24 protein-coding genes and 1 pseudogene are annotated in these 24,959 nt (G+C 70.6%); 8 read left to right on the top strand and 17 right to left on the bottom strand.

Going from position 1 to position 24,959, the window contains the following annotated elements:
* Window positions 1-24 precede the first annotated feature (24 nt).
* The 3 genes and pseudogenes from AB0J12_RS22775 to AB0J12_RS22785 all read left to right on the top strand — a co-directional run.
* The gene (locus AB0J12_RS22775) at window positions 25-1,035 is read left to right on the top strand and encodes a ferredoxin reductase (protein ID WP_363266311.1); all 1,011 of its coding nucleotides are present in this window, start codon (window positions 25-27) and stop codon (window positions 1,033-1,035) included.
* A 7-nt stretch (window positions 1,036-1,042) separates the two neighbouring features.
* A complete protein-coding gene (locus tag AB0J12_RS22780) occupies window positions 1,043-2,161 on the top strand; it encodes an acyl-CoA desaturase (protein WP_363266186.1) in 1,119 nt (372 codons plus the stop codon).
* A 209-nt stretch (window positions 2,162-2,370) separates the two neighbouring features.
* Window positions 2,371-2,611, top strand: a pseudogene (locus tag AB0J12_RS22785) (transposase); the annotation flags it as partial.
* Window positions 2,612-3,360: 749 nt separating this feature from the next.
* Here the strand turns inward: AB0J12_RS22785 and AB0J12_RS22790 are convergent.
* Window positions 3,361-4,701, bottom strand: coding sequence for a TRAM domain-containing protein (locus tag AB0J12_RS22790; protein ID WP_363266187.1), 1,341 nt, complete (start codon window positions 4,699-4,701; stop codon window positions 3,361-3,363).
* A 73-nt stretch (window positions 4,702-4,774) separates the two neighbouring features.
* Complete coding sequence (locus tag AB0J12_RS22795) at window positions 4,775-6,829, bottom strand: APC family permease (RefSeq protein WP_363266188.1); 2,055 nt, start codon at window positions 6,827-6,829, stop codon at window positions 4,775-4,777.
* 123 nt (window positions 6,830-6,952) lie between these two features.
* Between AB0J12_RS22795 and AB0J12_RS22800 the strand changes: the two genes are divergently transcribed.
* The 3 genes from AB0J12_RS22800 (at window position 6,953) to AB0J12_RS22810 (ending at window position 8,619) form a co-directional block, all read left to right on the top strand.
* Window positions 6,953-7,105, top strand: a complete 153-nt coding sequence (locus tag AB0J12_RS22800; RefSeq protein ID WP_363266315.1) for a hypothetical protein — start codon at window positions 6,953-6,955, stop codon at window positions 7,103-7,105.
* A gap of 171 nt (window positions 7,106-7,276) precedes the next feature.
* Window positions 7,277-7,948 (top strand): TrkA family potassium uptake protein, encoded by a 672-nt coding sequence (locus AB0J12_RS22805; RefSeq protein ID WP_103783733.1) that lies wholly within the window; start codon window positions 7,277-7,279, stop codon window positions 7,946-7,948.
* Window positions 7,948-8,619 carry a TrkA family potassium uptake protein gene (locus tag AB0J12_RS22810; RefSeq protein WP_361624895.1) on the top strand — a complete coding sequence of 224 codons (672 nt, stop codon included), beginning with the start codon at window positions 7,948-7,950 and terminating at the stop codon, window positions 8,617-8,619. Before AB0J12_RS22805 ends, AB0J12_RS22810 begins: the two co-directional genes overlap by 1 nt.
* A gap of 72 nt (window positions 8,620-8,691) precedes the next feature.
* Here the strand turns inward: AB0J12_RS22810 and AB0J12_RS22815 are convergent, their stop codons facing one another.
* From AB0J12_RS22815 to AB0J12_RS22855, 9 genes are all read right to left on the bottom strand, one after another.
* Window positions 8,692-9,471 (bottom strand): DUF3159 domain-containing protein, encoded by a 780-nt coding sequence (locus tag AB0J12_RS22815; RefSeq protein WP_363266189.1) that lies wholly within the window; start codon window positions 9,469-9,471, stop codon window positions 8,692-8,694.
* Between the two features lie 3 nt (window positions 9,472-9,474).
* Window positions 9,475-9,873, bottom strand: coding sequence for an OB-fold nucleic acid binding domain-containing protein (locus tag AB0J12_RS22820; protein WP_363266190.1), 399 nt, complete (start codon window positions 9,871-9,873; stop codon window positions 9,475-9,477).
* 92 nt (window positions 9,874-9,965) lie between these two features.
* A complete protein-coding gene (locus tag AB0J12_RS22825) occupies window positions 9,966-10,649 on the bottom strand; it encodes a response regulator (RefSeq protein ID WP_363266191.1) in 684 nt (227 codons plus the stop codon).
* Window positions 10,646-13,204: a sensor histidine kinase KdpD gene (locus AB0J12_RS22830; protein ID WP_363266192.1), complete on the bottom strand. Its 2,559-nt coding sequence runs from the start codon at window positions 13,202-13,204 to the stop codon at window positions 10,646-10,648. The genes AB0J12_RS22825 and AB0J12_RS22830 overlap by 4 nt, the downstream gene beginning before the upstream one ends.
* Window positions 13,205-13,381: 177 nt before the next feature.
* Window positions 13,382-14,086 (bottom strand): ABC transporter ATP-binding protein, encoded by a 705-nt coding sequence (locus AB0J12_RS22835; RefSeq protein WP_363266193.1) that lies wholly within the window; start codon window positions 14,084-14,086, stop codon window positions 13,382-13,384.
* A gap of 174 nt (window positions 14,087-14,260) precedes the next feature.
* A complete protein-coding gene (locus AB0J12_RS22840; RefSeq protein ID WP_363266194.1) occupies window positions 14,261-15,430 on the bottom strand; it encodes an alginate lyase family protein in 1,170 nt (389 codons plus the stop codon).
* Between the two features lie 374 nt (window positions 15,431-15,804).
* The gene (locus AB0J12_RS22845; protein ID WP_363266195.1) at window positions 15,805-16,572 is read right to left on the bottom strand and encodes a DUF3710 domain-containing protein; all 768 of its coding nucleotides are present in this window, start codon (window positions 16,570-16,572) and stop codon (window positions 15,805-15,807) included.
* 1 nt (window position 16,573) lies between these two features.
* A complete protein-coding gene (gene dut / locus AB0J12_RS22850; protein WP_363266196.1) occupies window positions 16,574-17,125 on the bottom strand; it encodes a dUTP diphosphatase in 552 nt (183 codons plus the stop codon).
* A complete protein-coding gene (locus tag AB0J12_RS22855) occupies window positions 17,122-17,706 on the bottom strand; it encodes a PaaI family thioesterase (RefSeq protein ID WP_363266197.1) in 585 nt (194 codons plus the stop codon). Before AB0J12_RS22855 ends, dut begins: the two co-directional genes overlap by 4 nt.
* A gap of 138 nt (window positions 17,707-17,844) precedes the next feature.
* Between AB0J12_RS22855 and AB0J12_RS22860 the strand changes: the two genes are divergently transcribed.
* Window positions 17,845-18,321, top strand: coding sequence for a DUF3093 domain-containing protein (locus AB0J12_RS22860; protein ID WP_363266198.1), 477 nt, complete (start codon window positions 17,845-17,847; stop codon window positions 18,319-18,321).
* Window positions 18,322-18,421: 100 nt separating this feature from the next.
* Here the strand turns inward: AB0J12_RS22860 and AB0J12_RS22865 are convergent, their stop codons facing one another.
* The 4 genes from AB0J12_RS22865 to AB0J12_RS22880 all read right to left on the bottom strand — a co-directional run bounded on the left by AB0J12_RS22865 (window position 18,422) and on the right by AB0J12_RS22880 (window position 21,958).
* A complete protein-coding gene (locus AB0J12_RS22865) occupies window positions 18,422-19,363 on the bottom strand; it encodes a hypothetical protein (protein WP_363266199.1) in 942 nt (313 codons plus the stop codon).
* Between the two features lie 13 nt (window positions 19,364-19,376).
* Complete coding sequence (locus tag AB0J12_RS22870) at window positions 19,377-19,673, bottom strand: DUF4193 domain-containing protein (RefSeq protein WP_043504706.1); 297 nt, start codon at window positions 19,671-19,673, stop codon at window positions 19,377-19,379.
* Window positions 19,674-20,066: 393 nt separating this feature from the next.
* Window positions 20,067-21,299 (bottom strand): HAMP domain-containing sensor histidine kinase, encoded by a 1,233-nt coding sequence (locus AB0J12_RS22875; RefSeq protein ID WP_363266200.1) that lies wholly within the window; start codon window positions 21,297-21,299, stop codon window positions 20,067-20,069.
* Window positions 21,300-21,304: 5 nt separating this feature from the next.
* Window positions 21,305-21,958, bottom strand: a complete 654-nt coding sequence (locus tag AB0J12_RS22880; protein ID WP_010353034.1) for a response regulator transcription factor — start codon at window positions 21,956-21,958, stop codon at window positions 21,305-21,307.
* A gap of 629 nt (window positions 21,959-22,587) precedes the next feature.
* On the opposite strand from AB0J12_RS22880, the gene AB0J12_RS22885 reads away from it, so the two are divergent.
* Window positions 22,588-22,761, top strand: coding sequence for a hypothetical protein (locus tag AB0J12_RS22885; protein ID WP_363266201.1), 174 nt, complete (start codon window positions 22,588-22,590; stop codon window positions 22,759-22,761).
* An 80-nt stretch (window positions 22,762-22,841) separates the two neighbouring features.
* Here the strand turns inward: AB0J12_RS22885 and AB0J12_RS22890 are convergent, their stop codons facing one another.
* On the bottom strand, window positions 22,842-23,657 hold the full coding sequence (locus AB0J12_RS22890; protein ID WP_363266202.1) for an inositol monophosphatase family protein: 816 nt from the start codon (window positions 23,655-23,657) through the stop codon (window positions 22,842-22,844).
* A gap of 8 nt (window positions 23,658-23,665) precedes the next feature.
* The gene (locus tag AB0J12_RS22895) at window positions 23,666-24,793 is read right to left on the bottom strand and encodes a ferrochelatase (RefSeq protein ID WP_363266203.1); all 1,128 of its coding nucleotides are present in this window, start codon (window positions 24,791-24,793) and stop codon (window positions 23,666-23,668) included.
* Between the last annotated feature and the right edge of the window lie 166 nt (window positions 24,794-24,959).

The raw sequence follows: 24,959 nt of genomic DNA on the forward strand, positions 1-24,959 counted from the left end.
AGCAGGGCGTGGAAACTGCTGGAGATGGTCACGACGCCACTGCTGCCGTCGGACTACCTCGACCTGGTCAGCCCACTGCGTGCGGGCGCTGACCTGCGTGGGCGCATCGAGGCCGTGCACCCCGAGACGGGTGCCGCCGCGACCATCGTGATCAGGCCGGGGCGGGGCTGGCGCGGCCACACAGCCGGTCAGTACGTGCGGATCGGGGTCGACGTCGACGGCGTGCGCCTGTGGCGTGCCTACTCCCTCACTTCGCCGACGAACCGCCAGGACGGCCGCGTCACGATCACCGTGAAGGCGATCCCGGACGGCAAGGTCAGCAACCACCTGGTCCGCAGGGCGAAACCGGGCACGCTGATCCAGCTCGATCAGCCGACCGGAGACTTCGTGCTGCCGCAGGCCAAGCCCGCCAAGGTGCTCTACCTGACGGCCGGAAGCGGCATCACGCCCGTGATGGCCATGCTGCGCGACACCGAGTTCGACGACGTCGCCATGGTCCACTGCGCGCCACGGCCGCAAGACGTGATCTTCCGCAACGAACTGCACGACCTGGTCGCGGCCAAGAAGCTTCGGCTCACCGAGGTGCACACCGCCACGGACGGCATGCTCGACATCGCCCGTCTCGACGAACTCGTGCCCGACTGGGCCGAGCGCGAGACGTGGGCTTGCGGACCCGCGGGCCTGCTCGACGCCGCCGAAGACCACTGGACCGAGCACGGCGTACAAGAGCGCCTGCACACCGAACGTTTCCGCCCCGGCATCCTCGTCGCCGGCGACGGCGGCGAGGTCACGTTCAGCGCCACCGGCAGGACCGTCGACGCGGACGGCGCCACGCCGTTGCTGGACATCGGCGAGGAGGCCGGCGTGCTCATGCCCTCCGGGTGCCGCATGGGCATCTGCTTCGGCTGCGTCACGCCGCTCAAGGCGGGCGCCGTCCGCGACCTGCGCACCGGTGAGATCACCGAGGCCGAACCGGGCGTCCTCATCCAGACCTGCGTGTCCGCCGCGGCGGGCCCCTGCGACATCGAACGGTAGGAGCACCTTGACCGCCATCGACCCCACCGCCCACCTGACCGCGGAGCAGATCGAGGAGCTTGGCCGCGAGCTGGACGCGATCCGCGACGAGGTGATCGCCGGCCGCGGCGAGAAAGACGCCGCCTACATCCGCAAGGTCATCTCGGCGCAGCGCAAGCTCGAGCTGGTCAGCAGGGGCGTGCTGCTGTTCTCGATCTTCCCGCCCGCCTGGCTGATCGGCACCGCCGGGCTGTCCGTGGCGAAGATCATGGACAACATGGAGATCGGCCACAACGTCCTGCACGGCCAGTGGGACTGGATGCGGGACCCGAAGATCCACTCCACCACCTGGGAGTGGGATCACGTCTCACCGGCCGACCAGTGGAAGCACTCGCACAACGAGCTGCACCACACGTACACCAACGTGATCGGCAAGGACAACGACCTCGGCTACGGCATCATGCGTGTCGACGAGGACCAGAAGTGGCACCCGTTCCACCTCGGACAGCCGCTGTGGAACTTCCTCAACGCCTGCTTCTTCGAGTACGGCATCGCAGCGTACGACCTGGAGCTCGGCAAGAACCTGCACAAGCGCCGCCGCAAGAACCCGGAGTTCCGCGCGCGGGCCAAGGCCGTGGGCCGCAAGATCCGCAAGCAGGTGCTCAAGGACTACGTGATCCACCCGCTGCTGTCGGGCCCGTCGTTCCTCCCCACGCTCGCCGCAACGTTCACCGCGAACCTGGTCCGCAACATCTGGTCCCACTCGGTGATCATGTGCGGGCACTTCCCCGAGGGCGTGCAGGTCTTCGAGCGCCGGTCGATCAGGGGTGAAACGCGCGGCCAGTGGTACCTGCGCCAGATGATGGGCTCGGCGAACATCAGCGGCAGCAGGGCCATGCACTTCATGACCGGCAACCTGTCGCACCAGATCGAGCACCACCTGTTCCCGGACCTGCCGAGCAACCGGTACGCCGAGGTCGCGGTGAAGGTGCGCGCGCTGTTCGAGAAGTACGAGCTGGAGTACGTCACCGGGCCGCTGCCCAAGCAGGTGTTCTCCGCGTGGCACAAGGTCTTCCGGCTCTCGCTGCCTAACAAGAAGCCCAAGGTCAAGACGCCGGACCGCGGGCAGGAGCTCGTCGCAGCCTGATTCCCGGTACTGGTTCAGATCTTTCGGCCGTACCGGCGGCGCCGCCGGGTTCCGTGAGATCCGTAGCGGACGTTGGGCGACCGCGACATCAGACCATACGACACAGGATCCGCGGCAGCCCAATGTCCAGCCGCGCTGCCTGGACGTGCACCAGGAGCTCAGCACACAGCCCCCGGCGAGGTGTTGTAGTGCGCTGCCCTGTCATGGCCGGCGACGGCAGCAGCTTCCCGAGCGCCGCCCACCTGGCCTCCTACGCCGGCCTCGCACCGGCCACCAAATCCTCGGGGACCTCCATCCACGGCGAACGCGCCCCCAGGGAACCGACAGCTCACACGCGCGATGTTCCTCTCCCCGTTCGCCGCCCTCCACGACCCCGCCTCCCGCACCTACTACGACCACTGCCGAGCCCGAGGAAAGACCCACACCCAGGCCCTCCTCCGACTCGCCCGGTAAGTGATGAGGCAGCAGGCGACACGACCACCGATCGCTCCCGGGCATGACGGGTGGGCGGGTGCGCTCGCAAATCAGGCGCTCCTCCGAGAGCAGCACAGGAACAAGGACCGCGTAAGGCCGCCGACCGCATGGTGCGTGCCAGTGCAGCCGATCTCACGGCCGGAAGCCGCACCGGAGCGCTCCGGTGCGGCTTCGTCGTCTCACGGCTCCGCACAGATGTCCTGCCAGATCCGGCGGGCTCGCCGTATCACCCGCTATGGCACAGCTGTCACGAGCTGGGCGGATCCTCCCGGAGGAGAGGGCCCTGACCTGCGGTTTCATACCCGCGCTGGAGGAGCTGCACGCCCATGGACGGTCTCTACAACCTGGCCCTGGTCAACAAGTGAGAAAGACACATAAGGCTTGCGGACGGGCGGCACCGATGCCGTTGGCGCCGCCCGAGCCGCACCACGTCCTTGCCCGGCAACCCGTCTTGAAGGCAGGCAGGAGCGCCTCCGCGGACATGGCTGTGTCCCAGGGCCCGCGCCAGGACCTGCCGCCTCATCAGCGCGAGCGTCACATGAGCGTCAGCGCCGCCCTACGCGGCCCCGGCGACGACCGAGGGCACCACACGCCCGTCTTCCCGGCAATGACCGGAACAGCAGGTCAGAGGCGGTCGTACGGCATGCGGCGTGCTCCACCCGTTGCACCCACGCAAACAGGTCGACCCAACCCGCCAAGACCGACCTCATCCGTAAAAGAGCAGGTCAGGAGCCCTTGTGGGCGGGCTCGAGAATAGCCACGCACTCCACGTGCGACGTCATCGGAAACAGATCGAACGCCCGCAGCGTCCGCACCCGGTACCCCCCGTCCCGGAAGTACGCCAGGTCCCGGGCCAGCGCAGCGGGGTCGCAGGCGACGTAGGCGATGCGGCGGGCGCCCAGGGAGGAGAGGTGGGCGACCGTCTGGCGGCCGGCGCCGGCCCTCGGGGGGTCCAGGACGATGAGGTCGACCTCCGTGATGCCGGTGCGCGGCAGGACCGACTCGACCTTGCCCTGTTCGATGCGGACCCGGGGGAAGTCGGCGAGGTTGTGCCGGGCGTCCTCGACGGCGCGCTTGCCGGACTCGATGCCGAGGACCGCGCCCTGCTCGCCGAGGCGGTCGGCCAGGGCGCCGGCGAAGAGGCCGACGCCGCAGTACAGGTCCAGGGCCATGTCGCCCTTGCGGGGCAGCAGGCCCTGCATGACCGCGGTGACGAGGGTGTCGGCGGCCTTCGGGTGGACCTGCCAGAAGCCGCCGCTGCCGACCCGGTAGGTGCGGTCGTCGGCGCGCTCGCGCACGAAGGGGCGGCCGTGGACGCGGTGTACGCCGCCGTCCTTCTCGTCCACGCGCATCACCGAGACCGGACGGTCCAGTTCGACCAGGGGCAGGCGGCCGCCCGGGCGCGGGGTGAGGATCACCTGGCGGTCCTGCGAACCCGTCGCCGCGATCGCCTCCACCGACTCCATGCCCGACCAGTCGCGCTGCTCCACGCCCAGCTCGCTGACACCCTCGGCCGCGATCATGCAGTGGTCGATGCGCTCGACCTCGTGCGAGCGGTGGCGGCGCAGACCGGCGTGGCCCTCGGCGTCGACGGCGTACTGCACGCGCGTGCGCCACTGCGGGACCTGGCCGGCGGGCAGCTTGTCGCCCTCGGCCGGGACCACCGTGCCGTCCCAGCCGGCCTCCTCGGGCGTCAGCCCCGCGAGCCGCTCCAGCTGCTCGGCGATCACCTCGCCCTTCAGCCGCCGCTGGGCGCCGGGCTTGGCGTGCTGCCAGTCGCAACCGCCGCAGCGGCCCGGACCGGCGAAGGGGCACGGCGCCTCGATGCGGTCCTTGGAGGCCTCGAGGATCTCCACGGCGTCCGCACGCAAAAACCGCGCGCCCTCCTCGCCCTCGGTCACCCGGGCCACGACCCGCTCGCCCGGCAGCGTGTGCCGGACGAAGAGGACCTGGCCCTCGGACGTGCGGGCGATGCAGTGACCGCCGTGGGCGACGGGGCCGATCTCGACCTCGAACTCGGCCCCGACCAGCGACCCCGCCTGCGAGTTGTTCTCTTGTGCCTGCATGGCGGGGTGACTCCAGAGGGGGTGAGGGGGACGGACGGACAACAGCCCACCAGTCTACGTGGTCGCGGGAGAGCTACTTCCGGTTCTCCGTCCCCTTCGCCCGCTCGCCCTGCGTCAGCGGACCACGCCGTACCGAACCGGGCGCGTTCCACTCCTGCCGCCTGCGGGCCCGCTTCTTGGCGGCCTCGGAGGACTCCAGCTGGTAGGGCACCGAGGTGACCATGATGCCCGGGGTGAACAGGAGGCGTCCCTTCAGCCTGAGCGCGCTCTGGTTGTGCAGGAAGTGCTCGTACCAGTGGCCGACCACGTACTCGGGGATGATCACCGACACCGCGTCGCGCGGGCTCTCCCTGCGCAGGCCCTTGACGTACTCGATGACCGGCCGTGTGATCTCGCGGTACGGCGAGTCCAGCACCTTCAGCGGTACGTCGATGCCGCGCCGCTCCCACTCCTCGCGCAGCGCCTTGGTCTCGACCGGGTCGACGTTGACCGTGAGCGCCTCCAGGGAGTCGGAGCGCATCAGCTTGGCGTAGGCGAGCGCGCGCAGCGTCGGGCGGTGGATCTTGGAGATCAGCACCACCGAGTGGACGCGCGAGGGGCGGACGCTGTCGTCGCTGGGGCCCTCGGGCGCGGCGATCTCCGCGGCCACGGCGTCGTAGTGACGGCGGATCGCGGTCATCGTCACGTAGAAGATGCACATGCCGAGCAGGGCGACCCAGGCGCCGTGCGTGAACTTCGTGACCAGGACGACGACCAGCACCAGACCGGTGAAGAAGGCGCCGAAGGTGTTGATCGCGCGGGAGCGGATCATATGGCTGCGCTTGGCCTGGTCCTTCTCGGCGGCGAGGTGCCGGTTCCAGTGCCGGACCATGCCGATCTGGCTGAGCGTGAACGACACGAACACACCGACGATGTACAGCTGGATCAGCCGCGTGGAGTCGGCGCCGTAGATCAGGACCAGGAGGGTCGCCGTGCCGGCCAGCAGCACGATGCCGTTGGAGAAGGCCAGGCGGTCGCCGCGGGTGTGCAGCTGACGCGGCAGGTAGCGGTCCTGGGCGAGGATCGAGCCGAGCACCGGGAAGCCGTTGTAGGCGGTGTTGGCGGCGAGGAACAGCACCAGCGCGGTGGCCGCGGCCAGTACGACGAAGAAGAAGCTGCCCTTGCCGAACACGGCCTCGGCGACCTGAGTGATCACCGGGTTCTGGACATAGTCGACGCCGACGCCGACGCCGTTCTTCAGCAGGTCGGTGGCCGGGTTCTCGGCCATGCGGACCTTGGTGGTCAGGGCGAGGACGATGATGCCGCAGAACATGGTGACGGCGAGCAGGCCCATGGCCGCCAGGGTGGTCGCGGCGTTCTTGGACTTGGGCTTGCGGAAGGCGGGCACGCCGTTGGAGATCGCCTCGACGCCGGTGAGCGCGGCACAGCCGGAGGAGAAGGCGCGCAGCAGCAGGAAGACCAGCGCGAAGCCGGCCAGGCCCTGGTGCTCGGCCTTGATGTGGAAGTCGGCGGTGGGTGCCCGCATGGTGTCGCCGAGGACCAGGCCGCGGAAGGCGCCCCAGGCGATCATGATGAAGACGCCGGCGACGAAGACGTACGTCGGGATCGCGAAGAGCTTGCCGGACTCCTTCACGCCGCGCAGGTTCATCACCGTCAGCAGGATGATCACGGCGACGGCGCAGACCACCTTGTGCTCGACGACGAACGGGATCGCCGAGCCCAGGTTCTCGATGCCGGAGGAGATCGACACCGCGACGGTCAGGACGTAGTCGACGAGCAGCGCGCTCGCCACGGTCAGACCGGCCTTGGGGCCGAGGTTGGTGGTGGCGACCTCGTAGTCGCCGCCGCCGCTTGGGTAGGCGTGCACGTTCTGTCGGTAGGAGGCGACGACCGTGAACATCAGCACGACGACCGCGAGGGCGATCCAGGGGCTGAAGTGGTACGCCGACACGCCCGCGATGGACAGGACCAGCAGCACCTCCCCTGGCGCATAGGCCACGGAGGACAACGGGTCGGAGGCGAAAACGGGAAGGGCGATGCGCTTCGGCAGGAGAGTTTCCCCCAGCCGATCACTGCGCAGTGCGCGCCCGATGAGAATCCGTTTGGGCACGTCGGTCAGTTTGGACACAACAGAGGATCGTAAGCCTTCGAACACGGGCTCGCCCACCTGCCGTGGCCGATCTGCCGCACGAGTGGAATCGGCGCTTCACAGCGCTACGGATTCCGCAGGTGGGGCGGTGCCCGTGCCTAGATGGCTGGACTCCCGCCCCGCCGCACCTCGGAGGTCACCGTGCCCGCCACCGCAGAGCTGATCGGCGCCGCCGTCACACTCCTCGGCCTCGGATTCCTCACTCTGCGCAGCGTGCGCAGCATCACTCGCCGCCGGGCCACACAGCCGCGCTGAGCCCGTCGTTCGGATCATCCCGGCGCGGCGAGGGCCGGCACGCACCTCGCGGGAAGGACAGGACGTAACCGGCCCGGGGGTGCACAGCCCGCGGCGTGCCTGTGTAGCTTGGTCGCCGGTCTGAGACCCTGTTCGAGCCACGTGAGATCTCTTGACACCGGAAGGACGGTCGTGCACATCGTCATCATGGGCTGCGGCAGAGTGGGTTCCGCTCTCGCCCAGACCCTGGAGCAGCAGGGGCATACGGTCGCTGTGATCGACCAGGACCCCACCGCCTTCCGACGTCTCGGTTCCTCGTTCGGGGGCCGCCGGGTCACCGGGGTCGGCTTCGACCAGGACACCCTGCGCGAGGCCGGCATCGAGGAGGCGGGCGCTTTCGCCGCGGTCTCCAGCGGCGACAACTCCAACATCATCGCCGCCCGGGTGGCCCGCGAGATGTTCGGTGTCGAGAACGTCGCGGCCCGTATCTACGACCCCCGTCGCGCCGAGGTCTATCAGCGTCTCGGCATCCCGACGGTCGCCACGGTCCGCTGGACCGCCGACCAGATGCTGCGCCGTCTGCTGCCCTCCGGCTCCGAGCCGCTGTGGCGCGACCCCACCGGGGGTGTGCAGCTCGCCGAGGTGCACGCCTCGGCCGCCTGGGTCGGGCACAAGATCAGCAAGCTGCAGGAGGAGACGGGCGTCCGGGTGGCGTTCCTGACCCGCCTGGGCGAGGCGATCCTGCCCACCTCCCAGACGGTGCTGCAGGAGGGCGACCTGGTGCACGTGATGATGCGCAGCGACGAGGTCGAAAAGGTCGAGGCGGCCTTCGCCAAGGGCCCTGAAGAGGAGGGCGGTCACTGATGAGGGTCGCCATTGCCGGTGCCGGCGCGGTGGGCCGCTCGATCGCGGGCGAACTGCTGGAGAACGGCCATGAGGTGCTGCTGATCGACAAGGCGCCGACCGCGATCTCGGTCGAGCGCGTCCCGCAGGCGGAGTGGCTGCTCGCCGACGCCTGCGAGATCACCTCCCTGGACGAAGCGGCGCTGCAACGCTGCAACGTCGTGATCGCCGCGACCGGCGACGACAAGGTCAACCTCGTCGTCTCCCTGCTGGCGAAGACGGAGTACGGCGTTCCGCGCGTCGTGGCCCGGGTGAACAACCCGAAGAACGAGTGGCTGTTCAACGAGTCCTGGGGGGTGGACGTCGCCGTCTCCACCCCGCGCCTGATGTCGGCCCTGGTCGAGGAGGCGGTGAGCGTCGGCGACCTGGTCCGGCTGCTGCGCTTCAGCCACGGCGACGCGAACCTGGTCGAGCTGACCCTGCCGGAGGAGTCGGCGCTGGCCGGCACGCAGGTCGGCGACGTGGAGTGGCCGCAGGACACCTCACTGGTCACCATCATCCGCGGCACCCGCGTTCTCACGCCGTCCCGCGAGGACTCCCTGGAGCCGGGCGACGAGCTGCTGTTCGTGGCCGCCCAGGCCCGCGAGGGCCAGCTGGAGGACCTGCTGTCGGTGCGACGCGACGACAGCTGACGGTTCCGGTTCCGATTACGGCGAGGGGGCGCCCGGTGTACACCGGGCGCCCCCTCGCCGTATGCGTCGGCCTTACGCTTCCCGGCGGTGGCGGCCGCCCGTGGACTCCGTCGGCTCGGGGCTTTCCCCGCGCTCCGCGGCCAGGGCCGTCGCCTTGCGCTCCTGTTCGGCCTTCTCCTCGGCCTCCATCTCCGCGAAGACGTCGATGGGCGCCGGCGCCTTCGCCAGGAAGACCCACGTCAGCCAGACGGCGAGCAGGAACGGCGGGATCTTCAGCGCGACCAGCACCCAGCCGAGCTGGGTGGTGTCGGCCCACCAGTACAGCGGGAAGAGGATCGCGCACTTGGCGAGCAGGATCAGGCCCCAGGCCCAGCTCGCCTTGGCGTATGCCTTCTTGCGTCCCGGGTTGCGGGTGCGCCAGGAGAGGTTCTCCTTGAACACCGGGCCGAGGATCAGACCGATCAGCGGAACCCCGGCGATCGTGGTGACGATGTACGCCAGCGCCAGGCCGAGGGTGTACAGCATGCCCGGCAGATAGAAGTCCTTGGCGTTGCCGGTCATCATCGCGAAGACGACACCGAAGGCGACGCCGAAGACGCCGCTGAAGGCGTGCTTGACGGTGTCCCTCATCGCGAGGCGCACCACGACCAGCACCAGGGACACGGCCACCGCGGCGATCGCCGACAGATGGAGGTCCTTGTTGATCGTGTAGATCGTGACGAAGAGGAGGCCGGGGACCACCGTCTCGACCATGCCCCGCACTCCGCCGAACGCCTCGAACAGCGCGGCCTCCGTCACCGCCCGGGCGTCGTTGGCAGATGTGTCGTCGGTCGGCTTGTCGAGTGACGTCACCGGCTACTCCCGTCCGAGGGGTCGCAGTTCGTATTTGGGGTTGAACAGCACCCGGCGGCCCCGGCTCATCGAGATCCGGCCCGATGCGATCAGCTTGCGCCCCGGTTCTATCCCCACGATGGAGCGCCGGCCGAGCCACACCACGTCCAGCGCGGCGGTGCCGTCGAACAGCTCCGCTTCCAGAGCCGGGACACCCGCGCGCGGACGCAGGGTGACCGTGCGCAAGGTACCAGTAACCGTAACGATCTGACGGTCCTTGCAGTCACCGATCCGGGTACAGCCCGCCGTCTCGGCGTCCTCGCGCAGCTCCTCGGACTCCAGGTCCTCCTGCGACGAGGAGAGCCGGTCGAGCATCCGCCGGAACCGGCCCGCCGGCTTTTCGGAACGAGGAACAGCACTCATATCTGAAGCGTACCGGGGTGCACTGACGGCTACGTACTCCCCGTGTCGGCCCTCACACACCCTCCCCGGGCCGAAGGCCGGGCTCGGCCGGGCTAGCGCTCGAACCGGTACCCCATCCCCGGCTCCGTGATGAAGTGCTTCGGGTGCGAGGGGTCCGCCTCCAGCTTGCGGCGCAGCTGCGCCATGTACACCCGCAGGTAGTTCGTCTCCGTCCCGTACGACGGCCCCCACACCTCCTGCAGCAGCTGCTTCTGCCCGACCAGACGGCCGCTGTTGCGCACCAGCACCTCCAGCAGATGCCACTCCGTCGGCGTCAGGCGTACGTCCCGGCCACCACGGTCGACCTTCTTCGCGGCCAGGTCGACGGTGAACTCGGCCGTCTCCACCGTGACCTCCTCCTCGCCGGCGCCGACGGGCTCGGCGCGGCGCACGGCGGCCCGCAGCCGGGCGAGCAGCTCGTCCATGCCGAACGGCTTGGTGACGTAGTCGTCGGCGCCCGCGTCCAGCGCCTGCACCTTCTCGTCGGAGGAATGCCGCGCGGACAGCACGATGATCGGCACCCGGGTCCAGCCGCGCAGCCCCTTGATCACCTCGACGCCGTCCATGTCCGGCAGGCCCAGGTCGAGCACCACCACGTCGGGGTGGCGGGCGGCCGCGATCCTCAGGGCGCCGGCGCCGTCGTGGGCCGCGTCGACCTCGTACTTGCGGGCCTTGAGGTTGATCACGAGGGCGCGCACGATCTGCGGCTCGTCTTCGATCACGAGCACCCGGGTCATGTGGCCTGCCTTTCTGAGGGAACCGACTGCACCGAGCCGTGCTGCGGGGGCCGGCCGGCGGCCGCCCGGAGGCTGAGGACCATGGTGAGACCGCCACCGGGCGTGTCCTCGGCGTTCAGGGTGGCGCCCATCGCCTCGGCGAAGCCGCGCGCCACGGCAAGACCGAGGCCGACACCGGCGCCTCGCGGTGCGTCGCCGTAGCGCTGGAAGGGCGCGAAGATGCGTTCCTTGGCCTCGTCCGGGACGCCCGGGCCACGGTCGACGACCCGCACCTCGACCCGGTCGGCCATCGCACTCGCGGCCACCAGCACGGGCAGCGCCGGCGGGCTGTACTTGACGGCGTTCTCCACGAGGTTGGCCACCGACCGCTCCAGCAGCCCGGCGTCTACGGCGACCATGGGCAGTGTCTCGGGGACGTCCAGCTCGACGCTGCCCTCAGGGACGCCGCCGAGCGCCATCGGCACCACCTCGTCGACGTCGATCTCGCGGATGATCGCGGTGACCGTGCCGGTCTGCAGCCGGGACATGTCGAGGAGGTTGCCGACCAGGTGGTCGAGCCGGTCGGCGCCCTCCTCGATCGCCGCGAGCAGTTCCGCCTCGTCCTCCTCGGACCACTCGACGTCGTCGGAGCGCAGCGAGGAGACGGACGCCTTGATCCCGGCGAGCGGGGTGCGCAGATCGTGGCTGACGGCGGCGAGCAGCGCGGTGCGGATGCGGTTGCCCTCGGCCAGCTGTTTGGCCTGGTCGGCCTCCTGCTGCAGCCGCCGGCGGTCCAGGACCAGGGCGGCCTGCGCGGCGAACGCGGCGAGCACCCGGCGGTCCTCGGCGGGCAGCACCCGGCCGGTGAGCGCCAGCGCCATGTGATCGCCGACCGGCATGTCCACGTCGGCGTCCTCCGGCCGCTGAACGGGTCCGCCGAGCCCCGCGCGCCCGGCGCAGGTCCACGGCGCCACATCGCTCTCACGCTCCAGCAGGGCCGCCGACTCCATCCCGAACGTCTCCCGCACCCGCTCCAGCAGTGCCTCCAGGCTGGTCTCGCCGCGCAGCACGTTCCCGGCGAGGAAGGAGAGGATCTCCGACTCCGCGCGCAGCCGGGACGCCTGCTGGGTGCGCCGGGCAGCGAGGTCGACGACCGAGGCCACCGACACCGCCACCGACACGAAGATCACCAGAGCGAGGATGTTCTTCGGGTCGGCGATGGTGACCCGGTGCACCGGCGGCGTGAAGAACCAGTTCAGCATCATCGAGCCGAAGGCCGCCGCGACCAGCGCCGGCAGCAGCCCGCCCACCAGGGCCGCCGCCACCGTCAGCCCCAGGAACAGCAGCATGTCGTTGGTCAGGCCGAGCGACGCGTCGATGCCGGTCAGCAGCAGGGTCATCAGCACCGGGCCGGCGCCGCCCACCAGCCAGCCCCACAGCACCCGTGAGCGCCCGAGCCGTGCACCGCGCGCCATGGGCAGCCCGCGGCCCTTGGCGACCTCCTCGTGCGTGACGATGTGTACGTCGAGGTCGGGTCCGGACTCACGGGCGACCGTGGCGCCGACCCCGGGGCCGAAGACGTACTGCCAGCTCTTGCGGCGCGAGGAGCCCAGCACGATCTGGGTGGCGTTCACCCCGCGGGCGAACGCGAGCAGGGCGGCGGGGATGTCGTCGCCGACGACATGGTGGAAGGTGCCGCCCAGGTCCTCCACCAGCGTGCGCTGCACGGCCAGCTCCTTGGGCGAGGCCGCGGTGAGGCCGTCGCTGCGGGAGATGTACACCGCGAGCACCTCCCCGCCCGCGCCCTTCTCCGCCAGCCGCGCCGCCCGCCGGATCAGCGTGCGCCCCTCGGGGCCGCCGGTCAGGCCCACCACGATCCGCTCCCGCGAACCCCATATCGCCGACACGCGGTGCTCGGTGCGGTACCGCTGGAGGTAGGCGTCCACCCGGTCCGCCACCCACAGCAGCGCCAGCTCGCGCAGCGCGGTCAGGTTGCCGGGCCGGAAGTAGTTCGACAGGGCCGCGTCGACCTTGTCCGGCTGGTAGATGTTGCCGTGCGCCATGCGCCGGCGCAGCGCCTCCGGCGACATGTCCACCAGCTCGATCTGGTCCGCCCGGCGCACCACCTCGTCCGGCACCGTCTCCTGCTGCCGCAACCCCGTGATCGACTCGACGACGTCGCCGAGCGACTCCAGGTGCTGGATGTTGACCGTCGACACCACGTCGATGCCGGCGGCCAGCAGCTCCTCGACGTCCTGCCAGCGCTTGGCGTTGCGGGCACCGGGGACGTTGGTGTGGGCGAGCTCGTCCACCAGGGCCACCTGCGGGCGGCGGGCCAGCACCGCGCCGACGTCCATCTCGGTGAAGCGCGCGCCCCGGTACTCCAGCTCCCGGCGCGGCACCGCCTCCAGACCGTGCAGCATCACCTCGGTGCGCGGCCGCCCGTGGTGCTCGACGAACCCCACGACGCAGTCCGTACCGCGCTCGACCCGCCGGTGCGCCTCGGACAGCATCGCGTAGGTCTTGCCGACACCGGGTGCCGCTCCCAGGTAGATCCGAAGCTTGCCGCGTGCCATGAACCCATTGTCTTCCGGTGTGACTGCCCCTACGCAGCGTCGACCTTACGACCCACGGGAGCGACAAAAGGGGCGTGGGGGCGGGCAGTGGACACCTTTGACGCGACCCTGACGCCGCCGGACGACGGAGATGGGCCCGGCACCGACCTCCGCCGGCGCCCCTTCTCAGGCTCCGGCTCAGGCCCCGGCACCCGCCTCGCCGATCTCGCCGTCTCTCAGCTCCAGGACCCGGTCGGCCAGGTCCAGCAGCGTGGCGTCGTGGGTGGCGACCAGGGCCGTGACGTTCTCGCTGTGGACGACCGCACGGAGCAGCTCCATCACGGCGTGGCCGGTCTCCGCGTCCAGCTGCCCCGTCGGCTCGTCGGCTATGAGCAGCGCCGGCTCGTTGGCCAGGGCGCGGGCGATGGCCACCCGCTGCTGCTGACCCCCGGACATCTCATCGGGGCGCTGCGCGGCGTGCTCGGCGAGACCGACCAGGGACAGCAGCAGTTGTACGCGCTGCTCCCGCTCGCGGGGGTCCGCGCGGCGCAGTCGCATCGGCACGCCCACGTTCTCGGCGGCGGTGAGGATCGGGATGAGGCCGAAGGACTGGAACACGAATCCGACCCGGTCCCGGCGCAAAGCGAGCAGCCCCTCCTCGCCCAGGTCCGACAGATCGCTGCCCTCGATGATCACCCGGCCCCGGTCCGGCTGGTCGAGCCCGCCGACGATGTTGAGCAGAGTCGTCTTGCCGGAGCCCGAGCGGCCCTTGAGAGCGACGAGTTCGCCGCGCGGGATCCCGAAGGAGACCCCTTTGAGCGCATGGACGGCGGCTGCGCCCTCGCCGTAGGACTTGTGCACGTCCTCGACGCGCACCATCGTCTCGGTGACGACCTTCGTCATGTGTGCTCCCCCTGTTCCCCCGTGGACGCGGGGTCCGCGGACCGGGCGCCAGTATCACCACCGGGCGCCCGGTCCCTCAATGGTTCTCTTCGGTTCTCGATCGTTCTAGCCGGTTCGTCCTCGCCGGCTGTTGTGCGCTCTCACTTCCTCATCGGACGAGACCCCCTCAGCGGTTCACGCCGGATTGTCACCGTGGGTGAGGGTTTCCCAGGCCACGAAGAGGTTGTTGCTGCCGGCCGGGCGGTTGCGCTCGGTCAGGGCCTGGGTGTTGGTCATGGCGACGCCGAGGCGGTTGTGCAGCGCGTTGTAGCCGACCTCTGTGACCGGGCCCAGCCCGAGCTTGAGGGATCCGCCGCACAGCCGGCTCGGGACGGCCGTACCCAGTTCGTACCGGGCCTGGAAGCCCAGTGCCTGGCGCAGCCGCTCGCCGACGTCGGTGCCGTACAGGTCCTGTCCCTGGATGCGGCTGGTCTCGGCGACGTGGGAGATGGCGGAGATGCCGTAGCCGGTGTGGACGAAGTCGCGGCAGGTCTCCTGGGTGAGGCCGGTGACGAAGGTGGACTGTCCCTGCCAGTACCTGACGATCTTGTCGCGGGTGTCGAGGTGCTGGCTCGGGACGGTCTTCGGCAGGTCGCCGTCGGAGGCGAGGTAGACGTAGGCGGCGGTGCGCGTACGGAAGGCGGCCATGGCCCTGTCGTAGGAGGTCCTGTCCTCCAGGAAGACGGAGATGCCGATCGCCGCCTCCATCATGGACAGCTCCCAGTTGCCGTTGGAGTTCGAGCCGTTGATCACCTCGGGCAGGTAGACGTTGCGCAGCATGGTGGCGAAGCGGGCGGCGTTCGGCCATGCGCCTGCGTATGCGTACTTGATGATCTCGGCGGCGCGCGGCCAGGTGGAGCCGGCCCATCCGGTCTGCAGGGGTGCGTTGCTGTTGGTGTGGTCCTGGATCACGGCGGACCAGGCGTCCATCAGCTGGATGGCCTTCTTCGCGTACCGGTCGTCGCGCGTGACGTACCAGGCGAGCGCGTCGGTGTACGCGGCGAGGGCGTCCTCGCGTTCGTCGGTGCAACCGTAGTTCGGGTTGGAGTACGAGCCGCACTCGACGGTCGCGCGGGGCGCCGGGGTGCGGTTCAGATCGGCGTACTTGCTCGCCAGCAGCTGGTCGAAGGCTCCCTTCCAGGGCTGTGCGCCGGCCAGCACCTGGGTGCGGGCGAAGTCCAGCTGGCTACGGGAGACGGTGACTCCGGGGTGGACGAAGGAGGCGGGGGCGGAATGGGCGGCGGGCGCGGTGAAGGCGCCCAGCAGCAGAGAGGCCACCACTGCGAGCAGCGCGGCACGACGCATAGCGACTCCGTTCTTGTATATGAACGTGGAGCGCCTTTATGAACGCAGGCGTTGGCCGGAGACCATAGGTACGGACCAATGCGCCGTCAAGGGGTCACGCATGCGAAAGGGCCGCACCCCATATGGGTGCGGCCCCGCGTCGCTCGATCGAGCAGGCGTCTAGGCCCTGTCGTTTGGATCACCCGGCGTCGCGGGGTCTGGCACGCACATCTGCGGCGTTGTCGTCGGTTGCCAACTCCCCCGAGCTCTTCGAGCAGGGGGGACCCCCACCGCGTTGGCGCCCTCCTCCGCCCTGCAGCTGCACGCGCCAGACCCCGCTCGGGTCGGCCGGAAGGCACCGCACCTCACGGCCGGCCTGATCCAAACGACAGGGCCTAGCGGACCTCGGTGATCTCCGGCCCGCGCTGCAGCTGGCCCATGCCGCCGGAGAAGCGGGAGGCCTCGTCCTCCTGCTGTTGCTGCACGCTCTCGGGCACCATCTGGGCGTCGTTCGGCAGCTTCAGCACGATCGGGTCGCGCGGCGCCATCGGCCCCTCGCCCCGGACCACGACCGTGTCCCGGAAGATCTGCTCCAGCAGGCCGGCGGCCTGCGGCTGCACCGCGCCCTGCCCGGAGATCACACCGCGCAGGAACCAGCGGGGCCCGTCCACACCGACGAACCGCACGACCTGGAAGCCGCCCGTGCCGTCGGGCAGCTGCACCGGCACCTGGGCGCGCAGCTCCCAGCCGAGCGGACCCTCGACCTCGTCGACGATGCCACCCTGCTGGGTGATGCCGGAGCCGATCTCCTCGCGTACCTCGCCCCAGATGCCCTCACGCTTGGGCGCGGCGAAGGCCTGCAGCTGGATCGCGCTGTCGCGCAGGACGACGGTCGCCGCGACGATCGCGTCGCCGGCGACCTCCACGCGCAGTTCCATGCCGTCGACGCCCGGCACGAACAGGCCACCGAGGTCCACGCGGCCCTCGGCCGGGTCGCGCACCTCGGAGACGTCCCAGGGCCCGTCGGGCCGCGGCTCCGGCTCGAGCCGTACGCGCTCGCGCTCGCCCTCTTCGTCCGCCTCGGTGTCGACGCTGTCGACGACCTGCTCGGCCTCGCCGGCCGCGTCCTCGGCGGCATCCCTCTTCTTGCGACGTCCGAACACGTCACTGTCCTTCCCGGTCGGATACGACCGAAGCGTATCGATTCCCACCCGTCGGGCCGCCCTCGGCGACCTGACCGCTCGTGCCGCTTTCACCGCCCACCGCGGCATGGCCCCCGGTGGACCCGAAGCCCCCCTCGGCCCGTGCCGAGTCGGGAAGTTCCGCGACCTCCTGGAAGCGGACCCTCTCGACCTGCTGGACGACCAGTTGGGCGATCCGGTCGAAGCGCTCGAACCGCACGCACTCGCGCGGGTCGAGGTTCACCACGATCACCTTGATCTCCCCACGGTACCCGGCATCAACCGTCCCCGGGGCATTCACCAGGGCGACACCGCAGCGGGCGGCCAGGCCGGAGCGCGGGTGCACGAAGGCCGCGTACCCCTCCGGCAGTGCCACAGACACCCCGGTGGGCAACACCGCGCGTTCGCCGGGCGCGAGTTCGCAGGCCTCGGTGGTGCGCAGATCGGCCCCCGCGTCGCCGGGGTGCGCATACGCCGGAAGCGGCACGTCCGGATCGATGCGGCGAATGAGCACTCGCAGCGGCTCGCGGCTCACGGGTTCACCTCGAAGGCGCGGGCCCGGCGCAGCTGGTCCGGGTCGTTCATGGCGGCCCGGATCTCCTCCTGGCGGCCGTGGTCGACGAAGTGGTCGACCTTGACCTCGATGAAGAGGGCGTCGGCGCGGACGGCGACGGGGCCGTCGGGGCCGCCGATGCGGCCGGTGGCGGTGGAGTAGATCTTCCGTCCGGCCACGGCCGTGACCTCGGCCTGAAGGAACAGGGTGGTACCGACCGGCACCGGCCGCACGAAGTCGGTCTCCAGCCGTCCGGTGACGGCGATGATGCGCAGCAGCCAGTTCAGCGAGCCCAGCGTCTCGTCGAGCGCGGTGGCCAGGACACCGCCGTGGGCGAGGCCGGGCGCACCCTGGTGGGCGCTCTGCACGGTGAACTCGGCGGTGATGCTGACGCCGTCACCGGCCCGGGCCGCCAGGTGCAGTCCGTGCGCCTGCCCGCCACCGCAACCGAAACAGTGTTCGTAGTGCGCGCCGAGGAGCTCACCGGGGGCGGGAGCGTCGGGATGCCGCACGGGAGGCGCGGCGTCGGCCGGGGGCTGAAGAGCTGGGGAAGTACCACTCACAGCCGCAGACCTTACCCGCCCACCCGCCCCCCACGACCAGCCCTGCCCGGCGCCCGGCGGCCACCTGCCGTGGGCGGGGCGGGCGCGGGGCGGCGCCTGATTGCGGGGACGTCCGCACACCATGCCAAGCTTGGCTCCATGCAGCTTCCCGCCACCCCCTACGAAGAACGCCTCACCGCCCCCCGTTCGTGGTGGCTGGTCTCCTTCCTCGTGGGTCTCGCCCTCGCCTTGGTCTTCCTGCCCTTCGGGACGCTGCCGATGCTCGGCGCCCTGGTCGGCGGTACGGCCGTGTCGGCGGTCGTGGCCAGCGCGTACGGCTCGCTGCGCATCCGTGTGGTGAACGGCTTCCTGATCGCCGGTGAGGCGAAGGTCCCCGTGTCGGCGCTGGGCGAGGCCGAGGTGCTGGACGCGGAGGAGGCGCGCGCCTGGCGCACCTACAAGGCGGACACGCGCGCGTTCCTGCTGCTGCGGGCCTACATCCCGAAGGCACTGAAGGTCGAGGTCACGGACCCGGCCGACCCGACGCCGTACCTGTACCTGTCGACGCGGGAGCCGGAGCGGCTGGCCGAGGCGCTGAAGACGGCGCGGGAGGCAGCGGCTCAGCAGGGCTCGTAGGAGCTTCAGGGGCCCGGACAGGGAACCCTTGGGGCCACCCTGGCGCCCAGGTCCCAGAGGCCCGGCAGGGACCCCCGGTGGGCCATGGAGGGCCCGTGGGTCAGCGCTCCAGGTCCTCGGTGAGCTCGCCCACCGTCACGGGCTCGTCCGGCTGCTCGAGAGGCGGCAGCTCGGGGAGGGCTTCCCAGGGCACCTGCACCGTGCGCAGGTCGGTGCGCACGTGCCCGGCGAGCCTGCGGGTCTCGCGGCGGTTCATGACCGCGCCGACCGCGGCGCCGACCATGAACGGCATGAGATTGGGCAGATCCCGCACCAGGCGCTTCATGATCTGCTGGCGCAGTTCGCGCTTCATCCGGCCCCCGAGGGCCGCGTCGAACGTCGACGGTTTCGTCACCTCGATGCCCCGCTCGCCGGACCAGGCGCGCAGGTACACCGAGCTGCGGTCCTTGAGAGAACCGGGCGGTCGCACGCCGTAGACCTCGTGCAGTTCGGCGATGAGCTTCAGCTCGATCGCCGCGACGCTGGTGATCTCAGCGGCCAGCTCGGTCGGCATGGCGGGCGGCACGGGCAGCATCGCCGCCGCGCCCACTCCCGCTCCGACCGTCGCCGTCGCCCTGGTGGCGCCGGCCACGAGCTTGTCCGCCAGCTGCTCCGGACCGAGGCCCGGAAACTGTGCGCGGAGCGTGGCGAGATCGCGTACGGGCACGCGTGGGGCGAGGTCGATGATCCGGTCGGCGAGGTAGCTCAGGCCCGCGCGGGCGCGGTCCTTGCCCTTGCTCGCGCCGGACCTGGCCAGATCTCCGGCCTTGGTGCGGGCGGCCGCGGCCCGCCTTTTGGCGACGGGCGCGATACGTCCGGCGCGATCCCGAAGACCGCTCCGGTCGCCCGCGGCTTCGAGCGAGGCCGACCCTGTTCCTTCCGTCGAGGACGTAAGGGGTGAGCCTCGCTCGTCGTCACGCACGCCATGGGGGCCTTCCACCGGCCCCGGGTCCGCTCCCCTGCGGGAGAAGCGGCGCTTCCGAGAAGGGGTCGAGCCAGTCACGGCCGACCCGCCCTCAGTCGCAGTCGCGGCAGATCGGCTGACCGTTCTTCTCCCGGGCCAGCTGGCTGCGGTGGTGCACCAGGAAGCAGCTCATGCAGGTGAACTCGTCCTGCTGCTTGGGCAGCACCCGGACGGCCAGCTCCTCGTTGGAGAGGTCCGCTCCGGGCAGCTCCAGGCCTTCTGCGGCCTCGAACTCGTCGACGTCGACGGACGACGCCGACTTGTCGTTGCGCCGGGCCTTCAGCTCCTCAAGGCTGTCGGAATCGACGTCGTCGTCGGTCTTGCGTGGGGTGTCGTAGTCAGTTGCCATGTCGCTCTCCCCCTCTGGGTGTCTGCGGTGTCTCCAGCGCACGTAACGCGTGAGAGGCCGGACTTGTGCCCGCCTCGAGGCGGAGATTTTGCCTCACATCAAGGTCTGTTACTCAATCGACACCCAACCGGACACCTCAAGAGTGATCGGCTTGGATGGCGAACGGGACCGTACACGGTCCGAATGTCGCACTTCAAAGGCGTCCCACCGTGTACTTCCCGTGATCAGGACCCCTGAAAACCCGGATTTTCCGGGCTTTCCGGCGGCCTTCATGATCACGGAGAGTAGATGGCCGGAAAATCGCCCTTGTGATCGATCACACATCGGAGGCTGGGCCGAGTGCCCGGAAAATTCCGCGCAAAGCGAACATCCTCCGCGTGTGTCGCGACGGTCTCACAGCGGCAGGGTGACCCGCATGACGAGCCCACCCCCTTCGCGGGGCGTCGCCGTGATGTGCCCGCCGTGGGCCCGCGCCACGGACCGCACGATGGACAGGCCCAGGCCCACCCCCTTGTCGCTGCCCGTGCGCTCGGTGCGCAGCCGCCGGAACGGCTCGAAGAGGTTGTCGATCTCGTACGCCGGGACCACCGGGCCGGTGTTGGACACCACCAGCACCGCCTGACCGTGCTGGACCTGCGTGGTGACCTCCACCCAGCCGCCTTCGGGAACGTTGTACCGGACGGCGTTCTGCACCAGGTTAAGGGCGATCCGCTCCAGCAGTACGCCATTGCCCTGAATGACCGCGGGCTCGCGCTTGCCGCGCACCTCCACGCCCTTGTCCTCGGCCTCGCCGCGCACCTGGTCGATGGCCTGCGAGGCGACCTCCGCGAGGTCGACGGGCTTGCGCTCGACGATCTGGTTGTCGCTGCGGGCGAGCAGCAGCAGGCCCTCCACCAGCTGCTCGCTGCGCTCGTTGGTGGCCAGCAGCGTCTTGCCGAGCTGCTGCAGCTCCACCGGGGCGTTCGGGTCGGACAGGTGCACCTCGAGCAGCGTGCGGTTGATCGCCAGCGGCGTGCGCAGCTCGTGCGAGGCGTTGCCGACGAAGCGCTGCTGGGCGGTGAAGGCCCGCTGGAGGCGCTCCAGCATGTCGTCGAAGGTGTCGGCGAGCTCCTTCAGCTCGTCGTCCGGGCCGTCCAGCTCGATCCTGCGGGACAGATCGGATCCGGCCACCGCACGCGCGGTGCGGGTGATCCGGCCCAGCGGCGACAGCACCCGGCCGGCCATGGCGTAGCCGAACGCGAACGCGATCACCGCGAGGCCCAGCAGGGCGAGCAGGGAGCGGCTGAGCAGGCTGTCCAGGGCGTGCTGGCGCTGCTCGTTGACGCAGGCGTTCATGGCGCTGTTGAAGACGTCGGGCGACGCCTTGTCCGGCAGGTTGCAGACGTTGCTGGTGACGCTTCCGCTGGTGATCTTGAAGGGCAGCTCACTGCCCACGTTGAGCGCCTGCGCGGCGAGCAGATAGATGATCGACAGCAGCAGGATGCCGGCGATCAGGAACATGCCGCCGTACAGCAGCGTCAGCCGTATCCGGATGGTCGGCCGCAGCCATGGGAACAGTGGCTGCGGCCGTCGGGGATCCCAGGTGGGCTTCGGTGGCGCCTGCGGAGGCGCGGGGGTGGCCGTCACGTCGATCAGATCCGGTAGCCGGAACCGGGCACGGTGACGATCACGGGCGGCTCGCCCAGCTTGCGGCGCAGCGTCATCACCGTCACGCGCACCACGTTGGTGAACGGGTCGGTGTTCTCGTCCCAGGCCTTCTCCAGCAGCTGCTCGGCGGAGACCACGGCGCCCTCGCTGCGCATCAGCACCTCCAGGACCGCGAACTCCTTGGGCGCGAGCTGTACCTCGCGGCCGTCCCGGAAGACCTCGCGGCGGTTGGGGTCGAGCTTGATGCCGGCCCGCTCCAGGACGGGCGGCAAGGGCACGCTGGTGCGCCGGCCGAGGGCACGCACGCGTGCGATCAGCTCACTGAACGCGAAGGGCTTGGGCAGATAGTCGTCGGCGCCGATCTCCAGGCCCTCCACGCGGTCGCTGACGTCGCCGGAGGCGGTGAGCATCAGCACGCGCGTGGGCATGCCCAGCTCGACGATCTTGCGGCAGACGTCGTCGCCGTGGACGAGCGGGAGGTCACGGTCGAGGACGACCACGTCGTAGTCGTTGACGCCGATGCGTTCCAGAGCGGCCGCACCGTCGTACACGACGTCGACCGCCATGGCCTCCCGGCGCAGTCCGGTGGCCACCGCATCGGCGAGCAGCTGCTCGTCCTCGACGACGAGTACGCGCACGTCGCTTGTCCTTCCTCAAAGCCGCCGGGCACGCCGCATCGGCGCACACAGGCGGAATCCATACCGGGGTCTACGCCTCCATCCTGCCGCGTTGGCCCATAAACCGGTGGTAAGGCGCCCGTCGGCCGGTATGGGAGGCGCTGGCTCCGCGGGGGGACCGCCTGGCGTCGGCTCCCTCGGGACGACGCCTCGTGCGCCGGCCGGCGCACGGGGTTCCTCTCCCCTTGGTCCGCCCGCGGAGCGGTCCCTCTCGGTCCGTCCGCACCGGCCACTCGGCGGTCCCGTCCGGCTCCCCCAGCCCCACAAGTCCCCTCCCGCTGCCGTCCGTCGGGTTCCGGTCACGGCCGCGGGCATATGCGGCCAGATGCGGGCGCGGGAAGATTTGTCGGCTCGCCGAGGTTTCCCCGGATGTCCGCGGGGGGAGGACGGCTTTACACCCCGCGATCACGCTCTGCTTGTGCCGCAGCACCATGCGGCACGACAGGCCGCTTCCGCAGAGCGGGCGTGGGTGTCCGGCACCGTCGCCGCCCAGCAGGGCAGCGCTGGGCACCTACGGAGACGTGATCGCCCCTTCCCAACCGGCACACCCCCGTGCCACCGACCCACGACCCTGGACGAGGGGGCGCAGCATGGACGCTTTCACCGCAGGACTTCTGCAGCGCATAAGGGCGACCGAGTCCGACCTGACGCGGGCTCGTGACGAGGGCGACGACTTCCTCGTCGACGTGGAGCAGGGCGAGCTCGACGACCTGCGCCGCCTGGCCGCCGAACATGGCGTGGAAGTCGGCCTGTCCGGCGTCTGATCAGCCCGTATGCACCCCAGCGGGGCCCCGGCGAATCCAGCGCCGGGGCCCCGCTGTCCGTGTCGGCGTCGTACCCGCCGTCAGTCGTGCCAGGCGCCGAAGTCCTCCAGGAGCCGCTGGAGGGGCTGGAAGACGGCCGGTGAGGCGGCGATCGTCAGGTCGCCCGACAGGGGCTGTCCGGGCCGCCCACCGGTCACGGCGCCCGCTTCCCGGGCGATCAGGTCACCGGCGCGGAAGTCCCACGGGTGCAGCCCCCGCTCGTAGTAGCCGTCGAGACGGCCCGCGGCGACATCGCACAGGTCGATCGCGGCGGATCCGCCGCGGCGGATGTCCCGCACGAGCGGGATCAGCCGCCGGACGACCTCGGCCTGATGCTCCCGGACGTCGGCCACGTAGTTGAAGCCCGTGGAGATCAGGGCCTGCTCCAGGGGCGCCGCCGCGCGGCAGGTCAGCCGGCGCTCGCCGTCCCACGAGCCGGTGGCCCACGCCCCGCCGCCGCGCACCGCGTGGTACGTCTCCCCGCGCATCGGTGCCGCGACGACGCCGACCACCGTCTCGCCGTCCTGCTCCGCGGCGATGGAGACCGCCCAGGTCGGCAGGCCGTAGAGGTAGTTCACCGTGCCGTCGAGCGGGTCGATCACCCAGCGGATCCCGCTGGTGCCCTCGGTGGTGCCGCCCTCCTCGCCGAGGAAGGCGTCCTCGGTTCGGCGCTCGGAGATCAGTCCGGTGATCAGCTTCTCCGCGGCGATGTCCATCTCGGTGACGACGTCGACGTCGCTCGACTTGGTCGCGGCGACCGAGAGGTCGGCCGGCCGGCCGTCGCGCAGCAGGGTTCCGGCCCGGTGGGCGGCCTCCCGGGCGAGCCTGAGCAGCTCCAGGTGCAGGGGGTCGTTCACGGCGCTCCTCACGCGTACGGGCTGTCGGCGCCCGCGGCGGCGGGACGCGGGGCACGGGACGGGCAGCAGCCCACCGGGCACAGCTGGTGGCTCGCGCCCAGCGCGCCCAGCGCGCACGGTGTGACGTCCTGGCCGCGCTCGAGGCCGGCGCGCTCCAGGACGAGGTCGCGCACCGCGGCGGCGTACCGCGGGTCGGCACCCACGGTGGCCGAGCGGCGCACCGGCAGGCCCAGCTCCTGCGCCTTGGCCTTGGCCTCCGTGTCGAGGTCGTACAGGACCTCCATGTGGTCGGAGACGAAGCCGATGGGGGCCATGACGACCGCGGGGACCCCGGCGGCCTTGCGCTCCTCGAGGTGGTCGCAGATGTCGGGCTCCAGCCACGGGATGTGCGGGGCGCCGGAGCGGGACTGGTAGACGAGCTGCCAGGGGAGCTCGAGGCCGGTGCGCTCGCGTACGGCGTCGGCGATCAGATGCGCCACGTCCAGGTGCTGCCTGACGTAGGCGCCGCCGTCGCCGTGGTCCTCCACCGGCCCCGAGGTGTCGGCGGCCGCGGTCGGGATGGAGTGGGTGGTGAAGGCGATGTGGGCGCCGGCGCGGACGTCCTCGGGGAGGTCGGCGAGGGACTCCAGCACGCCGTCGATCATGGGCTCGACGAAGCCGGGGTGGTTGAAGTAGTGCCGCAGCTTGTCGATCTTCGGCAGTTCCAGGCCCTCGGCCTCGAGGGCGGCCAGGGCGTCGGCGAGGTTCTCGCGGTACTGCCGGCAGCCCGAGTAGGAGGCGTAGGCGCTGGTGGCCAGGATGAGGATGCGGCGGTGGCCGTCGCGCACCATCTCGCGCAGGGTGTCGGTGAGGTACGGCGCCCAGTTGCGGTTGCCCCAGTAGACCGGCAGGTCCAGGCCGTGCTCGGCGAAGTCCTTGCGCAGGGCTTCCAGCAGGGCGCGGTTCTGGTCGTTGATCGGGCTGACCCCGCCGAACAGGAAGTAGTGCTGCCCGACCTCCTTGAGGCGTTCGGTCGGGATACCGCGGCCGCGCGTCACGTTCTCCAGGAACGGAACCACGTCGTCCGGGCCCTCGGGGCCGCCGAACGAGAGCAGGAGCAGGGCGTCGTAGGGACTGGCGTCGAGCACGTCTGGCATGAGTCGATCCTGCCACCCGCCACTGACACCGGGGAAACGACGGGTGACCGGTGCGTCGGCGGCCCGGACGGCCTCCGCTGCGGCGGCCTGGTTACTCGTGTGCGTTAGGGCGCCCTAACTCGTAAGCTGTACCGGCTGCCTACGCTGCTTACGAAGGCACCGCCAC

Source organism: Streptomyces sp. NPDC049915, assembly GCF_040656475.1.
GTDB lineage: Bacteria > Actinomycetota > Actinomycetes > Streptomycetales > Streptomycetaceae > Streptomyces.